General features: G+C 54.9%; 22 protein-coding genes. 17 read left to right on the top strand and 5 right to left on the bottom strand.

Going from position 1 to position 18,650, the window contains the following annotated elements; translation table 11 throughout:
* The first annotated feature begins 202 nt into the window (after positions 1 to 202).
* The 11 genes from CV944_RS10360 to CV944_RS10310 all read left to right on the top strand — a co-directional run bounded on the left by CV944_RS10360 (position 203) and on the right by CV944_RS10310 (position 10,095).
* On the top strand, positions 203 to 643 hold the full coding sequence (locus CV944_RS10360; RefSeq protein WP_227412625.1) for a hypothetical protein: 441 nt from the start codon (positions 203 to 205) through the stop codon (positions 641 to 643).
* A 125-nt stretch (positions 644 to 768) separates the two neighbouring features.
* Positions 769 to 1,617, top strand: a complete 849-nt coding sequence (locus tag CV944_RS10355) for a DUF72 domain-containing protein (RefSeq protein WP_100664134.1) — start codon at positions 769 to 771, stop codon at positions 1,615 to 1,617.
* A 23-nt stretch (positions 1,618 to 1,640) separates the two neighbouring features.
* The gene (locus tag CV944_RS10350) at positions 1,641 to 2,528 is read left to right on the top strand and encodes a sulfite exporter TauE/SafE family protein (protein WP_100664133.1); all 888 of its coding nucleotides are present in this window, start codon (positions 1,641 to 1,643) and stop codon (positions 2,526 to 2,528) included.
* Positions 2,529 to 2,548: 20 nt separating this feature from the next.
* The gene (locus tag CV944_RS10345; protein ID WP_063329826.1) at positions 2,549 to 3,931 is read left to right on the top strand and encodes a bifunctional metallophosphatase/5'-nucleotidase; all 1,383 of its coding nucleotides are present in this window, start codon (positions 2,549 to 2,551) and stop codon (positions 3,929 to 3,931) included.
* A gap of 61 nt (positions 3,932 to 3,992) precedes the next feature.
* The gene (locus tag CV944_RS10340) at positions 3,993 to 4,295 is read left to right on the top strand and encodes a YunC family protein (RefSeq protein WP_044742713.1); all 303 of its coding nucleotides are present in this window, start codon (positions 3,993 to 3,995) and stop codon (positions 4,293 to 4,295) included.
* A gap of 52 nt (positions 4,296 to 4,347) precedes the next feature.
* Entirely contained in the window at positions 4,348 to 5,094 is a 747-nt protein-coding gene (gene yunB, locus CV944_RS10335) for a sporulation protein YunB (protein ID WP_100659644.1), read from the top strand.
* A 375-nt stretch (positions 5,095 to 5,469) separates the two neighbouring features.
* Positions 5,470 to 6,663 (top strand): ABC transporter substrate-binding protein, encoded by a 1,194-nt coding sequence (locus CV944_RS10330; protein WP_100659643.1) that lies wholly within the window; start codon positions 5,470 to 5,472, stop codon positions 6,661 to 6,663.
* 99 nt (positions 6,664 to 6,762) lie between these two features.
* Positions 6,763 to 7,641: a branched-chain amino acid ABC transporter permease gene (locus CV944_RS10325; protein WP_100659642.1), complete on the top strand. Its 879-nt coding sequence runs from the start codon at positions 6,763 to 6,765 to the stop codon at positions 7,639 to 7,641.
* A gap of 16 nt (positions 7,642 to 7,657) precedes the next feature.
* A complete protein-coding gene (locus CV944_RS10320) occupies positions 7,658 to 8,632 on the top strand; it encodes a branched-chain amino acid ABC transporter permease (protein ID WP_100659641.1) in 975 nt (324 codons plus the stop codon).
* Positions 8,607 to 9,386 carry an ABC transporter ATP-binding protein gene (locus CV944_RS10315; protein ID WP_100659640.1) on the top strand — a complete coding sequence of 260 codons (780 nt, stop codon included), beginning with the start codon at positions 8,607 to 8,609 and terminating at the stop codon, positions 9,384 to 9,386. Before CV944_RS10320 ends, CV944_RS10315 begins: the two co-directional genes overlap by 26 nt.
* A 1-nt stretch (position 9,387) precedes the next feature.
* The gene (locus tag CV944_RS10310) at positions 9,388 to 10,095 is read left to right on the top strand and encodes an ABC transporter ATP-binding protein (protein WP_100659639.1); all 708 of its coding nucleotides are present in this window, start codon (positions 9,388 to 9,390) and stop codon (positions 10,093 to 10,095) included.
* A 60-nt stretch (positions 10,096 to 10,155) separates the two neighbouring features.
* Here CV944_RS10310 and CV944_RS10305 read toward each other — a convergent pair whose 3' ends face one another.
* The gene (locus CV944_RS10305; RefSeq protein WP_369806433.1) at positions 10,156 to 11,172 is read right to left on the bottom strand and encodes a M23 family metallopeptidase; all 1,017 of its coding nucleotides are present in this window, start codon (positions 11,170 to 11,172) and stop codon (positions 10,156 to 10,158) included.
* Between the two features lie 136 nt (positions 11,173 to 11,308).
* On the opposite strand from CV944_RS10305, the gene lipA reads away from it, so the two are divergent.
* Positions 11,309 to 12,205 carry a lipoyl synthase gene (gene lipA, locus CV944_RS10300; protein WP_033010386.1) on the top strand — a complete coding sequence of 299 codons (897 nt, stop codon included), beginning with the start codon at positions 11,309 to 11,311 and terminating at the stop codon, positions 12,203 to 12,205.
* Between the two features lie 186 nt (positions 12,206 to 12,391).
* Here lipA and CV944_RS10295 read toward each other — a convergent pair whose 3' ends face one another.
* Positions 12,392 to 13,078 carry a YhcN/YlaJ family sporulation lipoprotein gene (locus tag CV944_RS10295; RefSeq protein WP_100659637.1) on the bottom strand — a complete coding sequence of 229 codons (687 nt, stop codon included), beginning with the start codon at positions 13,076 to 13,078 and terminating at the stop codon, positions 12,392 to 12,394.
* A 112-nt stretch (positions 13,079 to 13,190) separates the two neighbouring features.
* Here CV944_RS10295 and CV944_RS10290 point away from each other — a divergent pair, with 112 nt between their 5' ends.
* A complete protein-coding gene (locus tag CV944_RS10290) occupies positions 13,191 to 13,466 on the top strand; it encodes a YutD family protein (RefSeq protein ID WP_033010389.1) in 276 nt (91 codons plus the stop codon).
* Positions 13,467 to 13,500: 34 nt separating this feature from the next.
* On the opposite strand, the gene CV944_RS10285 is transcribed toward CV944_RS10290, so the two are convergent.
* Positions 13,501 to 13,785 (bottom strand): hypothetical protein, encoded by a 285-nt coding sequence (locus CV944_RS10285; RefSeq protein WP_033010390.1) that lies wholly within the window; start codon positions 13,783 to 13,785, stop codon positions 13,501 to 13,503.
* A gap of 57 nt (positions 13,786 to 13,842) precedes the next feature.
* Positions 13,843 to 14,112, bottom strand: coding sequence for a DUF3055 domain-containing protein (locus CV944_RS10280; RefSeq protein ID WP_033010391.1), 270 nt, complete (start codon positions 14,110 to 14,112; stop codon positions 13,843 to 13,845).
* Between the two features lie 94 nt (positions 14,113 to 14,206).
* Between CV944_RS10280 and CV944_RS10275 the strand changes: the two genes are divergently transcribed.
* Together CV944_RS10275 and CV944_RS10270 are read left to right on the top strand one after the other, a co-directional pair.
* Positions 14,207 to 14,677 carry a DUF86 domain-containing protein gene (locus CV944_RS10275; protein WP_100659636.1) on the top strand — a complete coding sequence of 157 codons (471 nt, stop codon included), beginning with the start codon at positions 14,207 to 14,209 and terminating at the stop codon, positions 14,675 to 14,677.
* Positions 14,674 to 15,444 carry a TIGR01457 family HAD-type hydrolase gene (locus tag CV944_RS10270; protein WP_100659635.1) on the top strand — a complete coding sequence of 257 codons (771 nt, stop codon included), beginning with the start codon at positions 14,674 to 14,676 and terminating at the stop codon, positions 15,442 to 15,444. Before CV944_RS10275 ends, CV944_RS10270 begins: the two co-directional genes overlap by 4 nt.
* Before the next feature lie 145 nt (positions 15,445 to 15,589).
* On the opposite strand, the gene CV944_RS10265 is transcribed toward CV944_RS10270, so the two are convergent.
* The gene (locus tag CV944_RS10265; RefSeq protein WP_033010394.1) at positions 15,590 to 16,087 is read right to left on the bottom strand and encodes a phosphatidylglycerophosphatase A family protein; all 498 of its coding nucleotides are present in this window, start codon (positions 16,085 to 16,087) and stop codon (positions 15,590 to 15,592) included.
* Between the two features lie 256 nt (positions 16,088 to 16,343).
* On the opposite strand from CV944_RS10265, the gene yutH reads away from it, so the two are divergent.
* Both yutH and CV944_RS10255 read left to right on the top strand, forming a co-directional pair.
* Positions 16,344 to 17,348, top strand: coding sequence for a spore coat putative kinase YutH (gene yutH / locus CV944_RS10260; RefSeq protein ID WP_033010395.1), 1,005 nt, complete (start codon positions 16,344 to 16,346; stop codon positions 17,346 to 17,348).
* 312 nt (positions 17,349 to 17,660) lie between these two features.
* The gene (locus tag CV944_RS10255; RefSeq protein WP_033010396.1) at positions 17,661 to 18,635 is read left to right on the top strand and encodes a 2-hydroxyacid dehydrogenase; all 975 of its coding nucleotides are present in this window, start codon (positions 17,661 to 17,663) and stop codon (positions 18,633 to 18,635) included.
* Positions 18,636 to 18,650 lie beyond the last annotated feature (15 nt).

Below are 18,650 nucleotides of genomic sequence, written 5' to 3'. Positions count from 1 at the left end.
AGACCTCCTTAATGTTGATTTCACCGCTAACATTATGGCCAGGATCTCGTCAGTGCTTTCTCTTTTTTGTCACTAAATCACAAAATTTGGTGATGAACCTTTATGAATATTTTGTTATGATCTATAATCGGATTGGTGATGTTTCATTATTTTGAAAATATAACGATGAAAAAGAGAGTGGAACGTGAAAGAGATGATAGGAATGTGGAAATTGATCAGAATGTTGAAGTTGCGAGATCTGGAGTTGTTTCGTTTAGATGACCAAGATGGTGAAACGGTTTGTATGTTATTGATTTTGGATTACAGGAGACCTAGTGTTTTCGATGATTTTCCCATTTTAAAGGGAATCGAGGATGAGGATTCATTTGAAGGCGCGGAGAATTATATCCACACGGTCATCATTTCAGAGAAAACATTAGAACAACATATGGTGGACCGAATCCTTGAGGTCATCGAAGGGTTAGTTGAACATAAGCCCGATTGTGATAATAATCATTCGTTTTATATTACGAAGTTCCCTGATTATTTTGGGGTTGGCACACATTTAATCGAGTACATTCAACCGATCTTAGATAAGATGAATTTTGATATTGATCTCACCTATATCACGGATAAACATTTCAATTACTTGACGCAAGAATAACGTTGCTTGCCGCGTCGCAGGCCATTTCCCCTTAGAGCAACGTGCCAATAGTCGTTTTGATTTCATGGCCGACCTGCTTATGGTATAGTTAAAATATCTGAAAGCTGAATAAACTGGTGATGGCCATGATTTATATTGGACTGACTGGTTGGGGGGATCATGACAGTTTGTATCCGCCAGGTCTTGCTGCGAAGGACAAACTGCCGGAATATGCGGCCCATTTTCCGACGGTCGAGGTCGATTCGTACTTTTACGCTATTCAGCCGCGTTCGAACGTGGAAAAGTGGATTCGCGAGACGCCACCGTCGTTTCAGTTTATTGTGAAGGCGTACCAAGGGATGACTGGGCATGAGCGCGGCCCGATTCCGTATGAAAGCAAGGAAGCGATGTTTGCCGCGTTTTTGGACTCGATCGCGCCGTTTCAGGAAGCGGGGAAGCTGGCGATGGTGCTGTTTCAGTTTCCGCCGTGGTTTGACTGCCGGCGCGAGCATGTGGAGTACTTGCGCTGGGTGAAAGCGCGGATGGGGGAGGTGCCGGCGGCGCTCGAATTTCGGCACCAATCGTGGTTTTCGCCGCGCTTTTATGACAAAACGCTGCGCTTCATGGAAGAAGAAGGCTGGATTCACAGCATTTGCGACGAGCCGCAGGCGGGGGAAGGGTCGGTGCCGACGGTGTTGCATCCGACCGACCGGGAAAAGACGCTCATCCGCCTGCACGGGCGCAGCGTGCACGGCTGGAACAGGGCGACGGCCGGCGAGAACTGGCGGGCGGTCCGCTACTTGTATCGATACAATGAGCGCGAGCTGCGCGAATGGGCGCGCCATATCGAGACATTAAAGCAAAAAACAAAACAGATTTACGTGCTGTTCAACAACAACTCCGGCGGCGACGCCGCTGACAACGCCAAACAATTGATCGATTTGCTTGGCATTGAATACACGGGCCTTGCGCCGCGGCAGCTTGGTTTGTTTTGAAGCGGGGAAGAGGGGGATGGAGGATGGCGTATGCGTTGCTTGTTTTGATCGGCTTTATCGCGGGATCGCTTGGCAGTTTGGCCGGCCTTGGCGGCGGGGTGATCATCGTGCCGGCGCTTTTGTTTTTCGGCGCGCTCGGCTGGCTGTCGGCGGTGACGCCGCAAGTGGCGGTCGGCACGTCGCTTGTCGTCATTATTTTCAATGGCTTATCGTCCACATTGTCGTATATGAAAGACAAAATGGTCGACTATCAAAGCGGCTTGCTCTTTTGCCTTGGCAGCGTTCCCGGGGCGGTCATCGGCGCTTGGGTGAACAATACGCTGAGCGCCGCTCATTTTTCATTGTATTTTGGGCTGTTTTTAATCGCCATGTCGCTCTTTTTGTCGCTGAGTCAAAAGAAAACGAAGCGTTCGGCTGACGAGACGGCGGCGGCGAAAGAAAACGGGGCCGAACGAACAGCGGCGGAGCAGGTGCGGCCGGCGCCATGGTGGCGACGGCGTGTTGTGCGAACGTACACGGACCGAAACGGCGAGGTGTTCACATACGGCTATCAACCGCTCATGGCGGTCGCCATCGCGTTTGTGGTCGGCTTTTTCGGCGGGCTGTTTGGCATTGGCGGCGGCTCGCTCATGGTGCCGGCGATGATCGTGCTGTTTCGCTTTCCGCCCCATGTGGCGGTGGCGACGTCGATGTTGATGATTTTCCTGTCCTCCCTCATCGGTTCGCTCACCCATGTCGCGATGGGAAACGTGCAATGGCCGTTTGCCCTTGCCCTCATTCCCGGGGTGTGGATCGGCGCGAAAACAGGGGCGTGGATCAATAAGCGGATGCCAAGCCGGACGCTTGTCGTCGTGCTGCGGCTAGTGCTTGTGCTGCTCGGGGCCCGGCTTGTATGGGGAAGTTTGGCGTAATGGAAGGAGGGGCGCGCGTTTTGAAGCAAACTATCTACATTTATCATACGAACGACGTGCACAGCCATTTTGAACATTGGCCGCAAATCGCCCGCTTTTTGTCGGAACGGAGACGGGAACATCGCGCTCGCAACGAGGCGATGCTGTTGTTTGACGTCGGCGATTTTCTCGATCGCGTGCACCCGATTACCGAGGCGACGCGCGGAAAAGCGAATGTGGATTTGTTGAATGATCTCGGCTATGATGCGGTGACGATCGGCAACAATGAAGGAATCACGCTTGATTACGACGAGCTTGATACGCTGTACGAGCGGGCTCGGTTTCCGGTTGTGGTCGCCAATTTGTTCCGCCGCAACGGCGAGCGGCCGCATTGGGCGCTTCCGTATGTCGTCATCCCGGCGACAGAGACGTTCCGCATCGGCGTAGTCGGTGCCACCGCCCCGTTTTCCCATTTTTACGAGTTGCTTGGCTGGAAAATTGCCCCACCGTTTGATTTGTTGGCCGCAGCGGTGGAGGAAGTGAAACGAAAAGCTGATTGCGTCGTCGTCTTATCCCATCTTGGGGTGAATGAAGATGAAAAAATCGCTGCGACGATTCCGGGCGTGGATATTGTGTTGGGCGCTCATACCCACCATGTGTTTCCAGAAGGCAAGGAAGTAAACGGTGCGCTTCTTTGCGCGGCTGGGAAATACGGACAATATGTCGGCGTCGTTAAGCTGGAAGTGGAAGGGCGACGTCTTGGGCGGGCGTCTGCGAAGGTGGTGGATGCTGGTGTGATGCCGTTTTCCGAAGAAGTGGCGTGCCGCCTTCGCTCCCTTGAACAGAAAAGTTTGGCGCGGCTTGAAGCGGAACAAGTCGCTGTGCTCCATGATGACTTGCCGCTTGACTGGTTCGCTCCGTCGCCGCTTGCCCGTTTGCTTGCGTCTGCGCTGCGCGAATGGTGCCAGGCGGACATCGGGATGGTGAACGCCGGGGTGCTGCTTGAACCGCTTGCGAGAGGACCGGTGACGAAAAAAGATTTGCATCGCATTTGCCCGCATCCGCTCAACCCGTGCAAGGTGAAGCTGCGCGGCGCGGAGCTCAAAGAGATTATCCTTGAGGCCAATACGGAACGGATGAAGCATTTGCGTTTTAAAGGGTTTGGCTTCCGCGGCGAAGTGATGGGGGAAATGGTGTACGACGGCGTCGAGATCGAAACGGAGCTGGAAGAAGACGGCGCCTGGCATATCCGCGCCATTCGAATCAACGGCGAGCCGCTCGAGCCGGAGCGCACCTATGACGTGGCGACGACCGACATGTTTGCCATTGGTCATTTTTACCCGCAAATTCAGCGGGCGGCGGAGAAAACGTACTATATGCCGGAGTTTTTGCGCGATCTTCTCGCCTGGAAATTGGCCCAATAGGCAGGCACTTCTTTTTCCATGCTTCATACATTGGAGTATGGAAAGGAGAGTGACTGCGGCGATGGTGGAAGTCAAGCCGATTATCATTGAGGGACATCCGTTTGTCGCGGTGTCCGTCCAGCTGCCGAAAACGAATTTGTTGGCGGTGGCGAGTGAAAAAGGGTACATCATGTGCGGGGCGCTCGATGTGGCGCTATTGAACGAAAAGCTGCGCGACCGCGGCATTGTCGCCGGAAGGGCGGTCGGGGTGCGCACGATCGAGCAGCTGCTTGAGGCGCCGCTCGAATCGGTGACAGTCGCCGCCGAGGAGCTTGGCATCAAACGGGGAATGAAAGGAAAAGACGCGCTGTTGAAAATGCGGTGAAAAAATCCCTCCTTGCAAGCATACATATAGCTTGTAAAGGAGGGATTTCATTTTGCTGCGCCCCCGATTTGTGCGGAGAGGGCCGCTTCCGTTCCGCTACGTGTTTTTATTGACGTTCGTTTTTTTTATGTTTTCCACAGCGGCCGGGCTTTGGATCGTGAATAAAGGCATTGAGCCGGTGCTGATGGAAATTGCCGAAACGGAAACGAAGCGGATCGCCAATTTGATTATCAATAACGCTCTTGAGAAACAATTTGAAGAAGAAAATTCGAAATTCCAGGAGCTCGTGACTGTCCAGCAAGACAACAGCGGGAGAATCGTGTCCGTCGATTTTAACGCCGAGGCGATCAACCGCATTTTGGAAGAAATAGATGACCATGTGATGGCGAGTTTAAAGGCGGCGACAGAAGGACGGATCGAACGGATGGTGCTGCCTGAGGTCGAATCCGGCCAAGGAGACAGCCGCGGGATCATTTACTATATCCCGCTCGGCCAAGTGACGAACAACGTGCTGCTCGCCAATCTCGGCCCGCGCGTTCCGGTGCAGTTCCAAATCGTCGGCAATGTCGATTCGGAAGTGATCAAGGAAATTCGCGCCTATGACATTAACAGCTTTTTTATTGAGATCGACGTTCACGTTGAAGTCGACATCCAAGTCGTCATTCCGTTTGCGTCCAAGCTGACGACGGTCAAAGAAGATATTCCGGTCGTGATGCGCTTCATTCCAGGAGAAGTGCCGCAGTTTTACAACAAAAACGGCGGCTCGCTCGGCCCGTCGGTTCCGCTTCCGAAGCGCTAGTTCAGAAAATGGTTTTGCCGGAAACATGGAAACGTTATACAACGAAAGCGTCGATCCGGCGTCTTTTTCCAGGCTCGCCTGCTCTCCACGACGGGGAGCGAACGAGCTTTTTTGTTTTCAAAAAGAAAAGAGCTAGACGATCCGCTGTAAATTTTGTAATATTATATTAAATTGAAAATAGTTTTATTATTTACATAAGGTCTAGAGGGGATGTGGGAGCCGAGGCAAAGGGACAGGAAACAAGAAGGGCCGGTTTTGGACGCGGCCGCCTTTCAACACATGATGATCGTGCGCATGGGAACGGCGCTTGATTCGTAGAATGCCGCTAGGCGCACATCGGTGACAGAACATTTTGAATAATAGGGGGAACAAGAAATGAAGAAAAAAAGAACAGCAGGTGTCTTTTTCTCATTGATGCTGACGGCAGGTCTTTTGGCCGGCTGCGGCGGCAACCAACAAAGCGGCAGTTCTTCAGGCGGAAACGGTGGCGGAGGAGGCGGCGATGTCATTAAAATCGGCGCCAACCTTGAGCTCTCCGGCGGCGTCGCTTCGTATGGACAGTCGATCGCCGAAGGAGTAGAGCTGGCGTTTGAGGAAATCAACAAAGAAGGAATCAACGGCAAAAAGTTGGAGTTGGTCAAAGTCGACAACAAATCGGAAGCGACCGAAGCGACAAACGGCGCCATCAAGCTGATCAGTCAAGATAAAGTCGCTGCCATTATCGGGTCGGCGACGAGCACGAACACGCTCGCTCAAGTGCAAATTGCCAATGACAATAAAGTTCCGATTATTACACCGTCTGGGACGAGCGAAACGGTGACCGTCAAAGATGGCAAAGTGAACGAGTTCGTCTTCCGGACGTGCTTTATCGACCCGTTCCAAGGAACGGTGGCGGCCAAATTTGCGCTGAACGACTTGAAAGTAAAAAAGGCGGCTGTTTTGATCGACAGCGCGAGCGATTACTCGAAAGGGCTGGCGGCGTCATTTAAAGAAACATTTACAGCCGGCGGCGGCCAAATTGTCGCCGAAGAAGCGTATGTGGCGAAAGACACCGACTTCCGCGCCACGCTGACGAGCATTAAATCGGCCAATCCGGAATTTTTATTCTTGCCGGGCTACTATGAAGAAGTCGGTTTGATCGTCAAACAAGCGCGCGAGCTTGGGTTGAACGTCCCGATCATGGGCGGCGACGGCTGGGATTCGCCAAAACTGATTGAGCTTGCCGGCAAAGACGCGTTGAACAATACGTACATTACGAACCATTATTCGTCGGGCGACCCGGACCCGAAAATTCAAGAATTTGTCAAAGCGTTCCAAGCGAAATACAATAAAGCGCCGGACGCCTTTAACGCCCTTGGCTACGATACGGCATACTTCTTGGCGGATGCCATCAAACGGGCTGGCAGCGCCGATCCGGTGAAAATTAAAGACGCGCTGGCGCAAACGAAAGATTTGCAGCTTGTCACGGGAACATTTACGGTCGATCAAAACCACAATCCTATCAAATCGGCCATTATTTTGGAATACAAAGACGGGCAGCAGCAATTTAAAACAAAAGTCAATCCGTAATGAGGCTCACAGGGCGGGGAGGGGGCGCTCCCGTGGGGGCGTCCCTGTCCGGCCTTTCGTTTGGACATGGAACGAGTTTTCGTTAAGGAGCGTGCAATCATGGAACTCATTCAACAGCTAGTGAACGGCATTTCGCTAGGCAGCATTTATGCGCTCATCGCGCTTGGCTATACGATGGTGTATGGCATCGTCCGGCTCATTAACTTCGCCCATGGCGACGTCTTTATGATTGGTTCATTCGTCGGTTTTTACGCTGTGACGATGCTCGGCGTCGGTTTTTTCCCAGCGCTGTTGTTGGCGATGGCCGCCTGCGCCGTGCTCGGGGTAGTCATTGAGCGGATTGCGTACAAGCCGCTGCGCAACGCGACGCGCATTGCTGTGCTCATTACAGCGATCGGCGTATCGCTTTTGATCGAGTACGTCACCATTTATTTGCGCGGGGCGCAGCCGGAAGCGTATCCGAGCACGTTGCTGTCAGATCGGAACTTGGAGCTGTTTGGCGTTGTCATCAGCAGCCAGTCGCTGTTCATCCTCGGCACGTCCCTCGTTTTGATGGTCCTTCTTCAGTTCATTGTTCACCGGACAAAAATCGGGAAGGCGATGCGTGCGGTTTCTCATGATGCGGAAGCGGCCCGGTTAATGGGAATCAACGTCGACAATACGATTTCGGCCACGTTCGCCATCGGTTCGGCGCTCGCGGGGGCGGCAGGCGTCATTTTTGGCATCTATTACACGAAAATTGATCCATTGATGGGCATTCTTCCTGGATTGAAGGCGTTTGTCGCTGCCGTGTTGGGCGGAATCGGCATCATTCCGGGAGCGATGGTCGGGGGGCTTTTGCTTGGCGTCATCGAATCGCTCGTCAGCGGGCTCGGCTACTCGCTTTGGCGCGACGGAGCGGCGTTTGTCATTTTAATTCTCATCCTCATTTTCCGGCCGGCCGGATTGTTTGGTAAGAACGTACGAGAAAAAGTGTAAAGGATGGTAGGGAACAATGGCAACTTGGAAGCGGACGCGTGGATTTTGGGTTTCCGTCATACTGGCCTTCGCCTTTTTCGTTGTTGTCGAGTGGCTGATTGCAAGCGGAACGTTAAACATCTTTTATGTGAATACCCTCTTTTTTATGGCGATTAATGTCATTTTGGCCGTCAGCCTTCATTTAATTATCGGGATCACCGGACAATTTTCCATTGGCCATGCCGGTTTTTTCGCCGTTGGCGCCTATGCCTCCGCGATTATGACGATGAAGCTGCAGCTGCCGTTTGCGGCCGGCGTTCTGGCCGCCGGGGTGGCGGCGGCGCTCGCCGGCCTCATCATCGGCGTGCCGAGCTTGCGTTTAAAAGGCGATTATTTGGCGATCGCCACGCTCGGCTTTGGCGAAATTGTCCGCATCGCGCTCTTGAACATCGATTACGTCGGCGGGGCGAGCGGCATGACGGTGACGCATATGACGACATGGCCGTGGGTGTTCGCCTGCCTGTTTGCCACCATTTTGGTGATCGCCAACTTCACGAACTCGACGCACGGACGGGCGTGCATCTCGATCCGCGAAGATGAAATCGCCGCCGATGCCATGGGGATCAACACGACGTATTACAAAGTGGCGGCGTTTGTGATCGGTTCGTTTTTCGCCGGCATCGCCGGAGCGCTGTATGCGCACCATTTTTACATCATTCAGCCATCGAACTTTGGCTTCCTGAAATCGTTCGACATTTTGATTTTCGTCGTGCTCGGCGGGCTCGGCAGCCTATCCGGCGCGGTGGTGGCCGCGGTGTTGCTGACGATCGTTTCGACGTTCTTGCAAAACTATCCGGAAACGCGGATGATCATTTACAGCATCGTCTTGATTTTGGTGATGCTGTACCGTCCAACCGGGTTGATGGGGACGAAAGAACTATCTTCGCTCTTCAAATGGCGGAAGGCAGCGCAGGGAGGAATGAATCATGGCGGCAAAAACACCGTTGCTTAAAGCAGAAAACGTCGGCATCCAGTTTGGCGGGCTCAAGGCGCTCTCCGGTGTGACGATGGAGCTATATCAAGGGGAGCTTGTCGGGCTCATCGGCCCGAACGGCGCGGGGAAAACGACGCTGTTTAACTTGTTGACGGGCGTGTATGTGCCGACTGACGGGCGGATTATGCTTGACGGCGAGACGTTGAACGGACTGCCGCCGTATAAAATTACGCGCAAAGGGATCAGCCGGACGTTTCAAAACATTCGCCTGTTCGGCGAGCTGTCGGTGCTCGACAACGTGAAAGTCGCCTACCATGCGCACGCCCGCCATTCGATCGCGAGCTCCATTCTCCGCCTCCCGTCCCATTTCCGCGGGGAAAAGGAAATGGAAGAAAAGGCGATCGATTTTTTAAAAATTTTCCAGCTTGACGGCGTCATGCACGAGAAAGCGAAAAACTTGCCGTACGGCCAGCAGCGCCGGCTTGAGATCGCCCGGGCGCTGGCGGCGCAGCCAAAAGTGCTTTTGCTTGACGAGCCGGCCGCCGGCATGAACCCGCAAGAAACGAAAGAATTGATGAACTTGATCGCGTTTATCCGTGAACGGTTTGCGTTGACGATTTTGTTGATCGAACACGATATGTCGCTTGTGATGGGCATTTGTGAGCGCATTTACGTGTTGGACCACGGCCAGCTGATCGCCCACGGCACGCCGGAACAAGTGCGCAGCAACCCGAAAGTGATCGAGGCTTACCTTGGCGAGGAGGTGTCGTGACGTGTTGAAAGTGGAGGCAATCGATGTGTTTTACGGCAACATTCATGCCTTAAAAGGGGTATCGCTTGAGGTGAACAAAGGCGAGATCGTCACGCTGATCGGCGCAAACGGCGCCGGCAAAACGACGCTGCTAAAAACGATCTCCGGCTTGTTGAAGCCGAAAAGCGGCGACATCGTCTACGAAGGGGCTTCGATCGCCGGCAAGGCGGCGCAAACGATCGTCAAGCACGGCATTTCCCACGTGCCGGAAGGGCGGCGCGTGTTCGCCAATATGACGGTCGAGGAAAACTTGGAGCTTGGCGCGTTTTTGCGTAAAGACAAAGACGGCATTCAACAAGACTTTGCCAAAGTCTTTCAGCTGTTCCCGCGCCTCGAGGAGCGGCGCAAGCAGCTGGCCGGCACGCTCTCAGGCGGCGAGCAGCAGATGCTCGCCATCGGCCGTGCGCTCATGGCGCGCCCGAAGCTGCTCTTGCTTGACGAACCGTCGATGGGGCTCGCGCCGCTTTTGGTCAAAACGATTTTCCGCATCATTCAGGAAATCAACGAATCGGGGACGACGATTTTGCTTGTCGAACAAAACGCTCACATGGCGCTCTCCATCGCCCACCGCGCCTACGTCATCGAATCCGGGCGCGTCGTCCTGTCGGGGGCGGCGAGCGAGCTGCAGGCGAGCGAGCAAGTGAAACAGGCGTATTTGGGCGGGCATTAACGAAAGCAGAAAGACGAAAAGAGGCCGACATCGGCCTCTTTTTTTGTCCAGCCGCCGCTGCTAGCGGCGCCGCTGTTGCTGCCGCTCGGCCCGCTCCCACGCTTTCAAGTGCGGATACGGGTCAAACGCCCACTCCGTATAGCCGTTGTCTTTGTACATGCCGTAATGGAGGTGGGGCGGGAACTTTCCAGCGGTGCCCGGCGGCCCGTAGCCGGAGCTGCCGACCGAGCCGATGATCGTGCCCGGCTCGACGATTTGCCCTTCGCGAAGCCCGGCGGCAAAGCCGTTCAAATGGGCAAAATAATGGTACGTGTTGTTGATGTCGCGGATGCCGACGCGCCAGCCGCCGTATTTATTCCATCCTTTCAGTTCGACAATGCCATAGCACGTCGAGCGGACCGGCACGCCGTAGCCGGCGAAAATGTCGGTTCCTTCATGAATGCGGCGCCCGCCCCAGCCGCGCGCATCGCCCCACGTGTCGCGGTAGCTGTAATTCGCCCGCAACGGGAGCGGAAAGACATGGTCATCCAGTTTCAATGTCTTGTATTTTTTGTAAATCTTCACTTTTCCTAAAATCAAATCCACCGTTTTGGAGCGCTGGTAATAGTTCCAAAGCGCGATTTTAATATGGCGATGATCGATGCCGTATGTCTGCAAATAGCGCGCCATGGCCATGATGACGTCGTCGTCATCATCCGCCCGCGCCTTGCCGTCCCCGTCTCCGTCCACACCGAGCCCGCCAAACTGGGAAATCGTAAATGGGTTCGTATCGTGCGGATTTTTGTTCAGCGGTCCGGCCCATACGTCCGGTTTCATATAAATGCCGAGGACGCCGGTTGGTTTTGGCAAGTCGCGGCGCGCTTGCCGGATGTTCCGTTCATACTGGTCGATGGCGGCAAAGTAATACCATGGAATGAGCGAAACCGCCTCCGCTTTTTTATACAGCTCCATGCGCTGTTCGTATACTGCGTCGTCGTTTTCCGCCGCGGAAGCCGCGCTGGCCGCTATGAACAACACCGTCGCCACCCATAGGGCGACAAACCATCGCTGCACGTGGAATCCCCCCTTTTCGCCCATTTCATATGTTTAGTTTGGGGAGAAACAGGCGATTCATAAATGTTAAAAAGAGGAAAGCGGCTTATTTTTTTGTGTTTTTTCGCGTTTTTCATTTATAATGAAAATGAAACAATCCTCGACAAGTGGAGTGAGAACGATGGCAACAAACGAAGAACATGTCCGCAAGCCGGACTGGCTGAAGATTAAACTGAACACGAATGAACATTATATCGGATTGAAGAAGTTGATGCGGGAAAACCGTTTACATACTGTGTGCGAAGAGGCGAAGTGCCCGAACATTCATGAGTGCTGGGCGGTAAGGCGGACGGCGACGTTTATGATTTTGGGCAGCGTCTGCACGCGCGCCTGCCGCTTTTGCGCCGTCAAAACCGGGCTCCCGACCGAGCTTGACTGGCAAGAGCCGGAACGCGTCGCCGAGTCGGTGCGCATCATGAATTTAAAACACGTCGTCGTCACGGCCGTCGCCCGCGATGACCTCAAAGACGGCGGGGCGGCGGTGTTTGCGGAAACGGTGCGTGCCATCCGCCGGAAAAATCCGTTTACGACGATTGAAGTGCTGCCATCGGATATGGGCGGCGTGTATGAAAACTTAAAAACGCTGATGGACGCCCGTCCCGATATTTTAAACCATAACATCGAAACGGTGCGCCGTCTGACGCCGAGAGTGCGCGCCCGGGCGACGTATGAACGCTCGCTTGAGTTTTTGCGGCGCGCGAAAGAACTGCAGCCGGACATTCCGACGAAATCGAGCATCATGGTCGGCCTTGGGGAAACGAAAGAGGAAATTATCGAAGCGATGGACGATTTGCGCGCCAACCATGTCGACATTTTGACGATCGGCCAATATTTGCAGCCGACGAAAAAACATTTGAAAGTCGTCAAATATTACCATCCGGACGAATTCCAAGAGCTGAAAGAAATCGCGCTGAGCAAAGGGTTCAGCCATTGCGAGGCCGGTCCGCTCGTCCGTTCGTCGTACCATGCCGACGAGCAGGTGAACGAAGCGGCGAAAGCGCGGCAGCTGAAGGCGTGAAGATGGCAAGCGCCCGGGCTTGCGGAGTCAAAGCCGGCGTCTGCCCCCCTCGCTGCCGCCAAACAGCCTGCGAGGGGAGATGCGGGCATCGCGCCCAGGCGGCAAACACTTTGACTAGCGGCTTTTGTTGTCGGAAAAAAGAAACGGTCGTGCCTCTTTAAGAAACAGGCAGACCGTTTTCTTTCGCTACCGTCCGGCCGGCGTCGGCCGCGGCGTGCCGTCGCGGAAGTCGCGGTCGAGGTGGTCGTTTGTCTCGTTGATCATTTCGCCGTTTTCATTTTCCCCGTCGCTCAGCTTTTTCCCTTGCGGATATTTCAACATCCGCTGAATCGTGGCATCGAGAATTTGGTCGATATTGCGCGCGTTCGAATCAAGGCGCCCGAAGCGCTCAATGTCTTTCATCAGCTGCGGATTGTCAGCGATATACACATGGTAGTAACGGGGAACGACGGACAGTGCTGTCTTTTTCACTTGGTCGGCGGTTTGCTGCCGATTTTTTGTGTCGGCGCCATAGACGACAAGCACCTCTTCATCGGTGACGAGCGTGGCGACGTCGTTGACGCCCGGCAGCTGCGTGCACAGTTTGCTGATTAAATCGGCGGCTTGCTCGCGGTTGAACGACGGCATGTCGTTATAGCCGTTTGCATCGCCGAGGATCGGGCTTTTTTGATGGCGAACGTAGCCGAAGTTGTTCATCGGCGTGTCATCGCCGTTTGGCACCCCGTTTTCGTTGTACAGCTCATTGCGGTCGGTCACATTGATCGTATTGCCGCTCCGTTTGTAGACGTCGGTGTTTTCGTCCTGCGCCGTCTGCGCGCAGCCGGCCAGGGCGATCGCCGTTCCGAACGCGGCGACGATCCAACATCGGTTCATCGTCAGCACCCCCCTCGCTTTTAGGGTGGCACGCGGTTCGCTGTTTGATAACAGTAATTGATTGGGTGCGGTGCATCGTTTATGATGAAAGTGGAAAGGCGAGGTGAGAGCGGTGATTTGCATTAACAACCATTGTTATGAACTGGTTGAAAACGTCAAAAACGCGTTTAACGAAGAGGCATTTCGCGCCCGATACGCGGATATTTTAGGGAAGTACGACTACATTGTCGGCGATTGGGGATACAATCAGCTTCGCCTGCGCGGGTTTTTCGATGACCATAACCAAAAGGCGACGTATGATACGAAAATCAGCACGCTGTCCGAGTATTTGTATGAATATTGCAATTTTGGGTGCGCCTATTTTGTGTTGCGCAAGGTGAAGCGGTAAAGGCGGCAGCCGCCCGCTGCCGGGCGGCCGCACGTCATTCGCCTTCGTTGTATGGAAACTGCTCGCTTTGGCGCGGGTCGTCGTGCGGCGGATGGGAGGCCGGATCGCGCCTTGGAATGTTTTGGTGGAACGATTTAAACTCATAGTTGAAGGCGCTGTAATGGCGCTGCCCTTCCTTCCACGGCGTGCTTTTGTTCTCGACCAGGGCGTCATCGCGGCGCGGCGAGCCGTACGGACCTTCCGGGAATTCTTCGGCGGTTAAAAAGTTGCGCTGTTTTTCGACGACGGAAAAGTCGGCATATTGTTCCCGTTCCGCCATTCGTCTCACCTTCCTTGCTGCCGGGGTGTTTCATAAGATGCCCAAAACCGAGGAAGGTTATGAAAGGCATTCGTCCAAAAAGGCGCGCAGCTCGTCGGCGTCTTGTTCGCTGAGTGCATAGGCGCGTTCGATATAGCCCGGCTCCTCCAAATCGTCGCGGCCAAGAATGGCAAACCGGTTGCTTTGCAAATCCAGCACCAAATATTTCCCATAAAAGCGGTCAGTTTCAATCAACGCCAAATCGAACCGCTGCCGCTCGCCGACAAAGCTGACGAACCGGACCGCTGCCTCGACCGTATCATCGTATAAGTAAAACCGTTCACTCATCTCCATTCCTCCCTTTATTTTTCGCCTATGTCCATCATAGCAGACGAACGACGAAAAAGGGAGGAAGGCGGGGAAGAAAAAAGGAGGACGAGCCATGTATTTTGTCGACCGAAATAAATTGGAAGAGCGGCTTCGCTGCATGGAGCAACTGATGGCGCACTACAAAGCGCAGCGCCACTGGGACGGCGCGCTTGAGCGGCTGGCGCTCGAGCGGATCGCTCATATCCTCATCGAGGCGGTGCTCGATGTCGGCAACGCGATGATTGACGGCTTTATTATGCGCGACCCGGGGAGCTATAACGACATTATTGACATTTTGGCTGACGAGCAGGTGATTTCGGCTGAGGACGGCGAGCGGCTGAAAGCGTTCATTGCCCACCGGAAAGCGCTCGTCCAAAACTATACGAACGTCGATCACGCGAAACTGCTCGCGGATTTGAACGAACAGCTGCCGGCGCTTGAGGCGTACCCGAAGGCGGTGCGCCATTACTTGGAAAGCGAGCTCGGCCCGGTGTCGGCGTTTGGCAGCGAATCGATGGACGGAAAGGAGACCGACAACCGTTGAAACGATACAAAGGCTATTTGATTGACTTGGACGGGACAATGTACCGCGGCGCAGAATGCATCGCCGAGGCGCGCGAGTTTGTGAACGAGCTGCACCGCCGCAGCCTCCCGTATTTGTTTGTCACGAACAACTCGTCGCGCACGCCGGCGCAAGTGGCGGAAAAATTGCGCTCATTCGGCGTGCCGGCGGAAGAGAGGCACGTCTTCACAACAAGCCAGGCGACGGCGAACTACATTTTTGAGCGAAAGCCGGACGCGTCCGTTTATGTCATCGGCGAGGAAGGAATCCGCACCGCGTTGGCGGAAAAAGGGTTCCGCTTTGCTGGGGAGGACGCAGACGTGGTGGTCATCGGCATCGACCGCCAGCTGACGTATGAGAAGCTTGCCATCGCGTGCCTTGCTGTCCGCAACGGGGCGATGTTCATTTCGACAAACGGCGACATCGCCTTGCCGACCGAGCGCGGGCTGCTGCCGGGCAACGGCGCCATCACGTCCGTTGTCGCCGTTTCGACGCAAGTGAAGCCAACGTTTATCGGCAAGCCGGAAAACATCATTATGGAGCAGGCGCTTAAGGTGCTTGGCGTTCCAAAGGAAGATGTGTTGATGATCGGCGACTATTACGAGACGGATATTTTAGCCGGCATGAACGCGGGCATCGATACGCTGCTCGTCCATACGGGCGTCACGACGAAAGAGATGCTCGCCCGCTACGAACGGCAGCCGACCTATACGGCTGATTCGCTCCGCGAATGGATGGAGCGCCTGTAAAGCAAGAGGGGTGTCCCGAAAGGCTCGGGGCACCCTTTCTCATGACCGGGTGCAGCAACAAAGCCATCGATGCGAACCAACAAATCGTGTTTGGCTTGTGGGGTGCTGCTATTTCGTCTTTTGCATGGATGCTTCGCGCCGCCGCTCACTCGGCGTTGGCGGCTCGATGCGCGAGGCGGCTGGATGCCGCCGCGGCGATGGCGCCGACGATGTCGTCCAAAAACGTGTTGCATTTGCCGGTTGATTTGTCATTTAAATATTGCAAAATGCCCGGTTTTTGTTTGTCGATATAACCGTAGTTCGTAAACCCGATCGATCCGTACACGTTGACGATCGAAAGGGCCAAAATTTCGTCCACCCCGTACAACCCTTCATCGCGGCGGATGATGGATTGCAGCGGCTCGTCAAGCCGACCGTCCTCGGCGAGCTTGTCGAGCTGGATGCCGGTCAAAATCGCGTTTTGCACTTCGCGTTTCGAGATGACGCGGTTGACGTTTTCGATGCATTCGTCCATCGTTAAATCCGGATGGTATTTCGATTGCAAATAATAAACAAGCTCCGCAATTTTTTCCACCGTCACCCCCCGCTCCTCGAGCCATCGGCGGGCGGTTTGTTCAAGGTTGTTCATATCCGGTTTGGTCATGGTTTGTCACCCATTCTTTTGAAAAAGTTGTTTGTTATATATACGTTATCATGCCATGAATGTATCCTTCGTATAAAGAAAAATGCTCATCGGTTTTTTTGACGCCTGCTGTCATATATAAACAATAGCCGCCCTTGCCGCGGCTATGGGCCCGGGAATCAGCGCGCAAAAGTCCGTTCCCGTCCGGGCGGCATCGGGGCGGCGACGACATGGAGGGAGGAAGAATGCAAGCCAAAAAGACAAAGGAGGAGCGGCCATGGAAACATGGGTATATGAGCAATATGACATGCGCGTCGGACGGATGGAACAGCGGGGAGCGTCTACGGTCGTTTGGCATAAACAAGAGCGGTTTCTCATCGTGCCGGCGGATGGGCGGAGCGAGGCGGAGCTGGAAGAGCGTCAGCAAATGAGCCGCTATTTGCGGGCGAAAGGGGTGGACGGCGTCGGGGAGCTGGTCAAAACGAAACATGGGACGTATATTGCCCCCTGCCAAGGCCAGCCGTTCGTCCTCCTCCGCGCGCCGCTTCCGGCCGCCCGCCTTCGTTCGCTCGGCCGCGAACTGGCGCTCATGCATGAATACGGGCGCTCTTGCCCGCTGCCGATCACATCCTGCCGGCGCATCGGCCAATGGCGCGAACTGTGGGCGAAGCGAATCGACCAAATGGAGGCGTTTTGGGCGAACATGATGGCAGCGGGGCCGGCATCGCCGTTTGACCGCCTGTTTCTTGAATCGTTCCCGTACTATTTAGGATTGGCGGAAAACGCCGTGCAATATGTGGCTGACACAGAGCTCGACGACGAACCGCTGCGCGTCGATTATGCGGCGTTTTGCCATGAGCGCCTGCCGCAAGCCGGCTGGGTCGAAGGAACGGAGGCGAAGCTGCCGCTCGATTGGGTGTACGACCATTGCGCCCGCGATTTGGCGGAATGGGTGCGCCATTTGTACCACAAGCGCGGGCTAGGCTGTCAACGGGCAGTGCGGCAGTTCTTCCAAGATTACGGGCATTTGGCGCCGCTGTCGTCGTTTGCCTGGCGGCTGGTTTATGCGCGCCTGCTGTTTCCGCTTCCGTATTTTGAATGCATCGAGGCGTATTATACGACGGCGGACCGCGAAGAGCAGGCGAGGCAGGAACGGGCGCTGCGGCAGTTGCTTGACGCATCGCGCGAGTATGAGCAGTTTTTGGCGTCATTTGCTGAGATCGCCGGCATCGCCAACCATATCCGGCTGCCGGCCGTTGAATGGCTGCCGCCGGCGCCATGAGGGGGAAGAAACTTCCCGTTTTTCAGCTGAAGCAGGCCTGGGTGATTTTCCTTTTTATAGAAAGGAAACACCCTGTTTTTTTCAGCCGAAGCGGGTGTACGCTCGTTTCCATTCGAGGGGGAAGGGGAACGGGTTCGGGTGTTCAGCCAAAGCGAATGGGGGCCTGTTTTCTTTCCGTGACAGGGGGTCTTCGTTTTTGTCCGCAACGGACGAGTGCCGACTTTTCCGAACCACCGGCACGGACAACTTCCCGTTTTTTTTTTAGCTGGAGTTGTGATAAGATTTAGAAAAAATGAGATGGAGGGCTGTTTCATGACGAAACCGTACGTCTTTGTGACGCGAAAGCTGCCGGAGGAGGTGATCGCCCCGCTCGCCGCCGTCGCCGAGGTCGGCATGTGGCCGCATGAGGACGTGGCTGTGCCGCACGAGGTGTTGGTGGAAGAGGCGAAAAAGGCGGCGGCCCTTTTGCCGATGGTGTCCGACCCGATCGACGAGGACGTGCTGGCGGCCGGTTCAGGGCTTAAAGTCGTCGCCAACATGGGCGTCGGCTATGACAACATTGACGTGCCGGCGGCAACGAAGCGCGGCGTTCTTGTGTGCAACACGCCGGATGTGCTGACCGATACGACGGCTGATTTGACGTTTGCTTTGCTGCTCGCCACTGCCCGCCGCCTTGTCGAAGCAGCCGAATTTTTGAAAGAAGGAAAATGGAAAAGCTGGAGCCCGTTTTTGCTGGCGGGCGCCGATGTCCATCATAAAACGATCGGCATCGTCGGCATGGGCAACATCGGGCAGGCGGTGGCGAAGCGGGCGAAAGGGTTTGACATGGATGTGTTGTATTACAACCGCTCGCGCCGTCCGGAGGCGGAAGAGAAGCTGGGCGCCGTCTACCGCCCGTTCGCCGATTTGCTTGCTGAGAGCGATTTTGTCGTCTGCTTGACGCCGCTGACCCGCGAGACGCGCCATTTGTTCAACCGCGAGGCGTTTCGGCAAATGAAAACATCGGCGATTTTCATTAATGCGGCGCGCGGCGCGGTCGTTGATGAACAGGCGCTTTATGAGGCGCTTGTCGCAGGGGAGATCGCCGCTGCCGGGCTCGATGTGTTTGAGAAAGAGCCGGTCGCCGCCGATCATCCGCTTCTGTCGCTTCCGAACGTTGTGGCGTTGCCGCATATCGGCAGCGCCACATACGAAACGCGGCGAGCGATGATGACGTTGGCGCGCGACAACATCATCGCTGTCTTGGAAGGCCGGTCGCCGTTGACCCCGGTGAACGAGCTGTCGTAAAACTTTTCATTGCCA

The sequence above is a fragment of the Geobacillus sp. WSUCF-018B genome, assembly GCF_002809985.1.
Lineage (GTDB): Bacteria > Bacillota > Bacilli > Bacillales > Anoxybacillaceae > Geobacillus > Geobacillus thermophilus.
This window is presented reverse-complemented; position numbering and strand designations above follow the sequence as displayed.

Excerpts from the sequence above, each read along its gene's own strand:
- CV944_RS10360 (WP_227412625.1), top strand. The coding sequence starts at position 203 with ATGTGGAAATTGATCAGAATGTTGAAGTTGCGAGATCTGGAGTTGTTT.
- CV944_RS10355 (WP_100664134.1), top strand. The coding sequence starts at position 769 with ATGATTTATATTGGACTGACTGGTTGGGGGGATCATGACAGTTTGTAT.
- CV944_RS10350 (WP_100664133.1), top strand. The coding sequence starts at position 1,641 with ATGGCGTATGCGTTGCTTGTTTTGATCGGCTTTATCGCGGGATCGCTT.
- CV944_RS10340 (WP_044742713.1), top strand. The coding sequence starts at position 3,993 with ATGGTGGAAGTCAAGCCGATTATCATTGAGGGACATCCGTTTGTCGCG.
- CV944_RS10330 (WP_100659643.1), top strand. The coding sequence starts at position 5,470 with ATGAAGAAAAAAAGAACAGCAGGTGTCTTTTTCTCATTGATGCTGACG.
- CV944_RS10325 (WP_100659642.1), top strand. The coding sequence starts at position 6,763 with ATGGAACTCATTCAACAGCTAGTGAACGGCATTTCGCTAGGCAGCATT.
- CV944_RS10320 (WP_100659641.1), top strand. The coding sequence starts at position 7,658 with ATGGCAACTTGGAAGCGGACGCGTGGATTTTGGGTTTCCGTCATACTG.
- CV944_RS10315 (WP_100659640.1), top strand. The coding sequence starts at position 8,607 with ATGGCGGCAAAAACACCGTTGCTTAAAGCAGAAAACGTCGGCATCCAG.
- CV944_RS10305 (WP_369806433.1), bottom strand. The coding sequence starts at position 11,172 with ATGGGCGAAAAGGGGGGATTCCACGTGCAGCGATGGTTTGTCGCCCTA.
- lipA (WP_033010386.1), top strand. The coding sequence starts at position 11,309 with ATGGCAACAAACGAAGAACATGTCCGCAAGCCGGACTGGCTGAAGATT.
- CV944_RS10295 (WP_100659637.1), bottom strand. The coding sequence starts at position 13,078 with ATGAACCGATGTTGGATCGTCGCCGCGTTCGGAACGGCGATCGCCCTG.
- CV944_RS10285 (WP_033010390.1), bottom strand. The coding sequence starts at position 13,785 with ATGGCGGAACGGGAACAATATGCCGACTTTTCCGTCGTCGAAAAACAG.
- CV944_RS10280 (WP_033010391.1), bottom strand. The coding sequence starts at position 14,112 with ATGAGTGAACGGTTTTACTTATACGATGATACGGTCGAGGCAGCGGTC.
- CV944_RS10275 (WP_100659636.1), top strand. The coding sequence starts at position 14,207 with ATGTATTTTGTCGACCGAAATAAATTGGAAGAGCGGCTTCGCTGCATG.
- CV944_RS10265 (WP_033010394.1), bottom strand. The coding sequence starts at position 16,087 with ATGACCAAACCGGATATGAACAACCTTGAACAAACCGCCCGCCGATGG.
- yutH (WP_033010395.1), top strand. The coding sequence starts at position 16,344 with ATGGAAACATGGGTATATGAGCAATATGACATGCGCGTCGGACGGATG.
- CV944_RS10255 (WP_033010396.1), top strand. The coding sequence starts at position 17,661 with ATGACGAAACCGTACGTCTTTGTGACGCGAAAGCTGCCGGAGGAGGTG.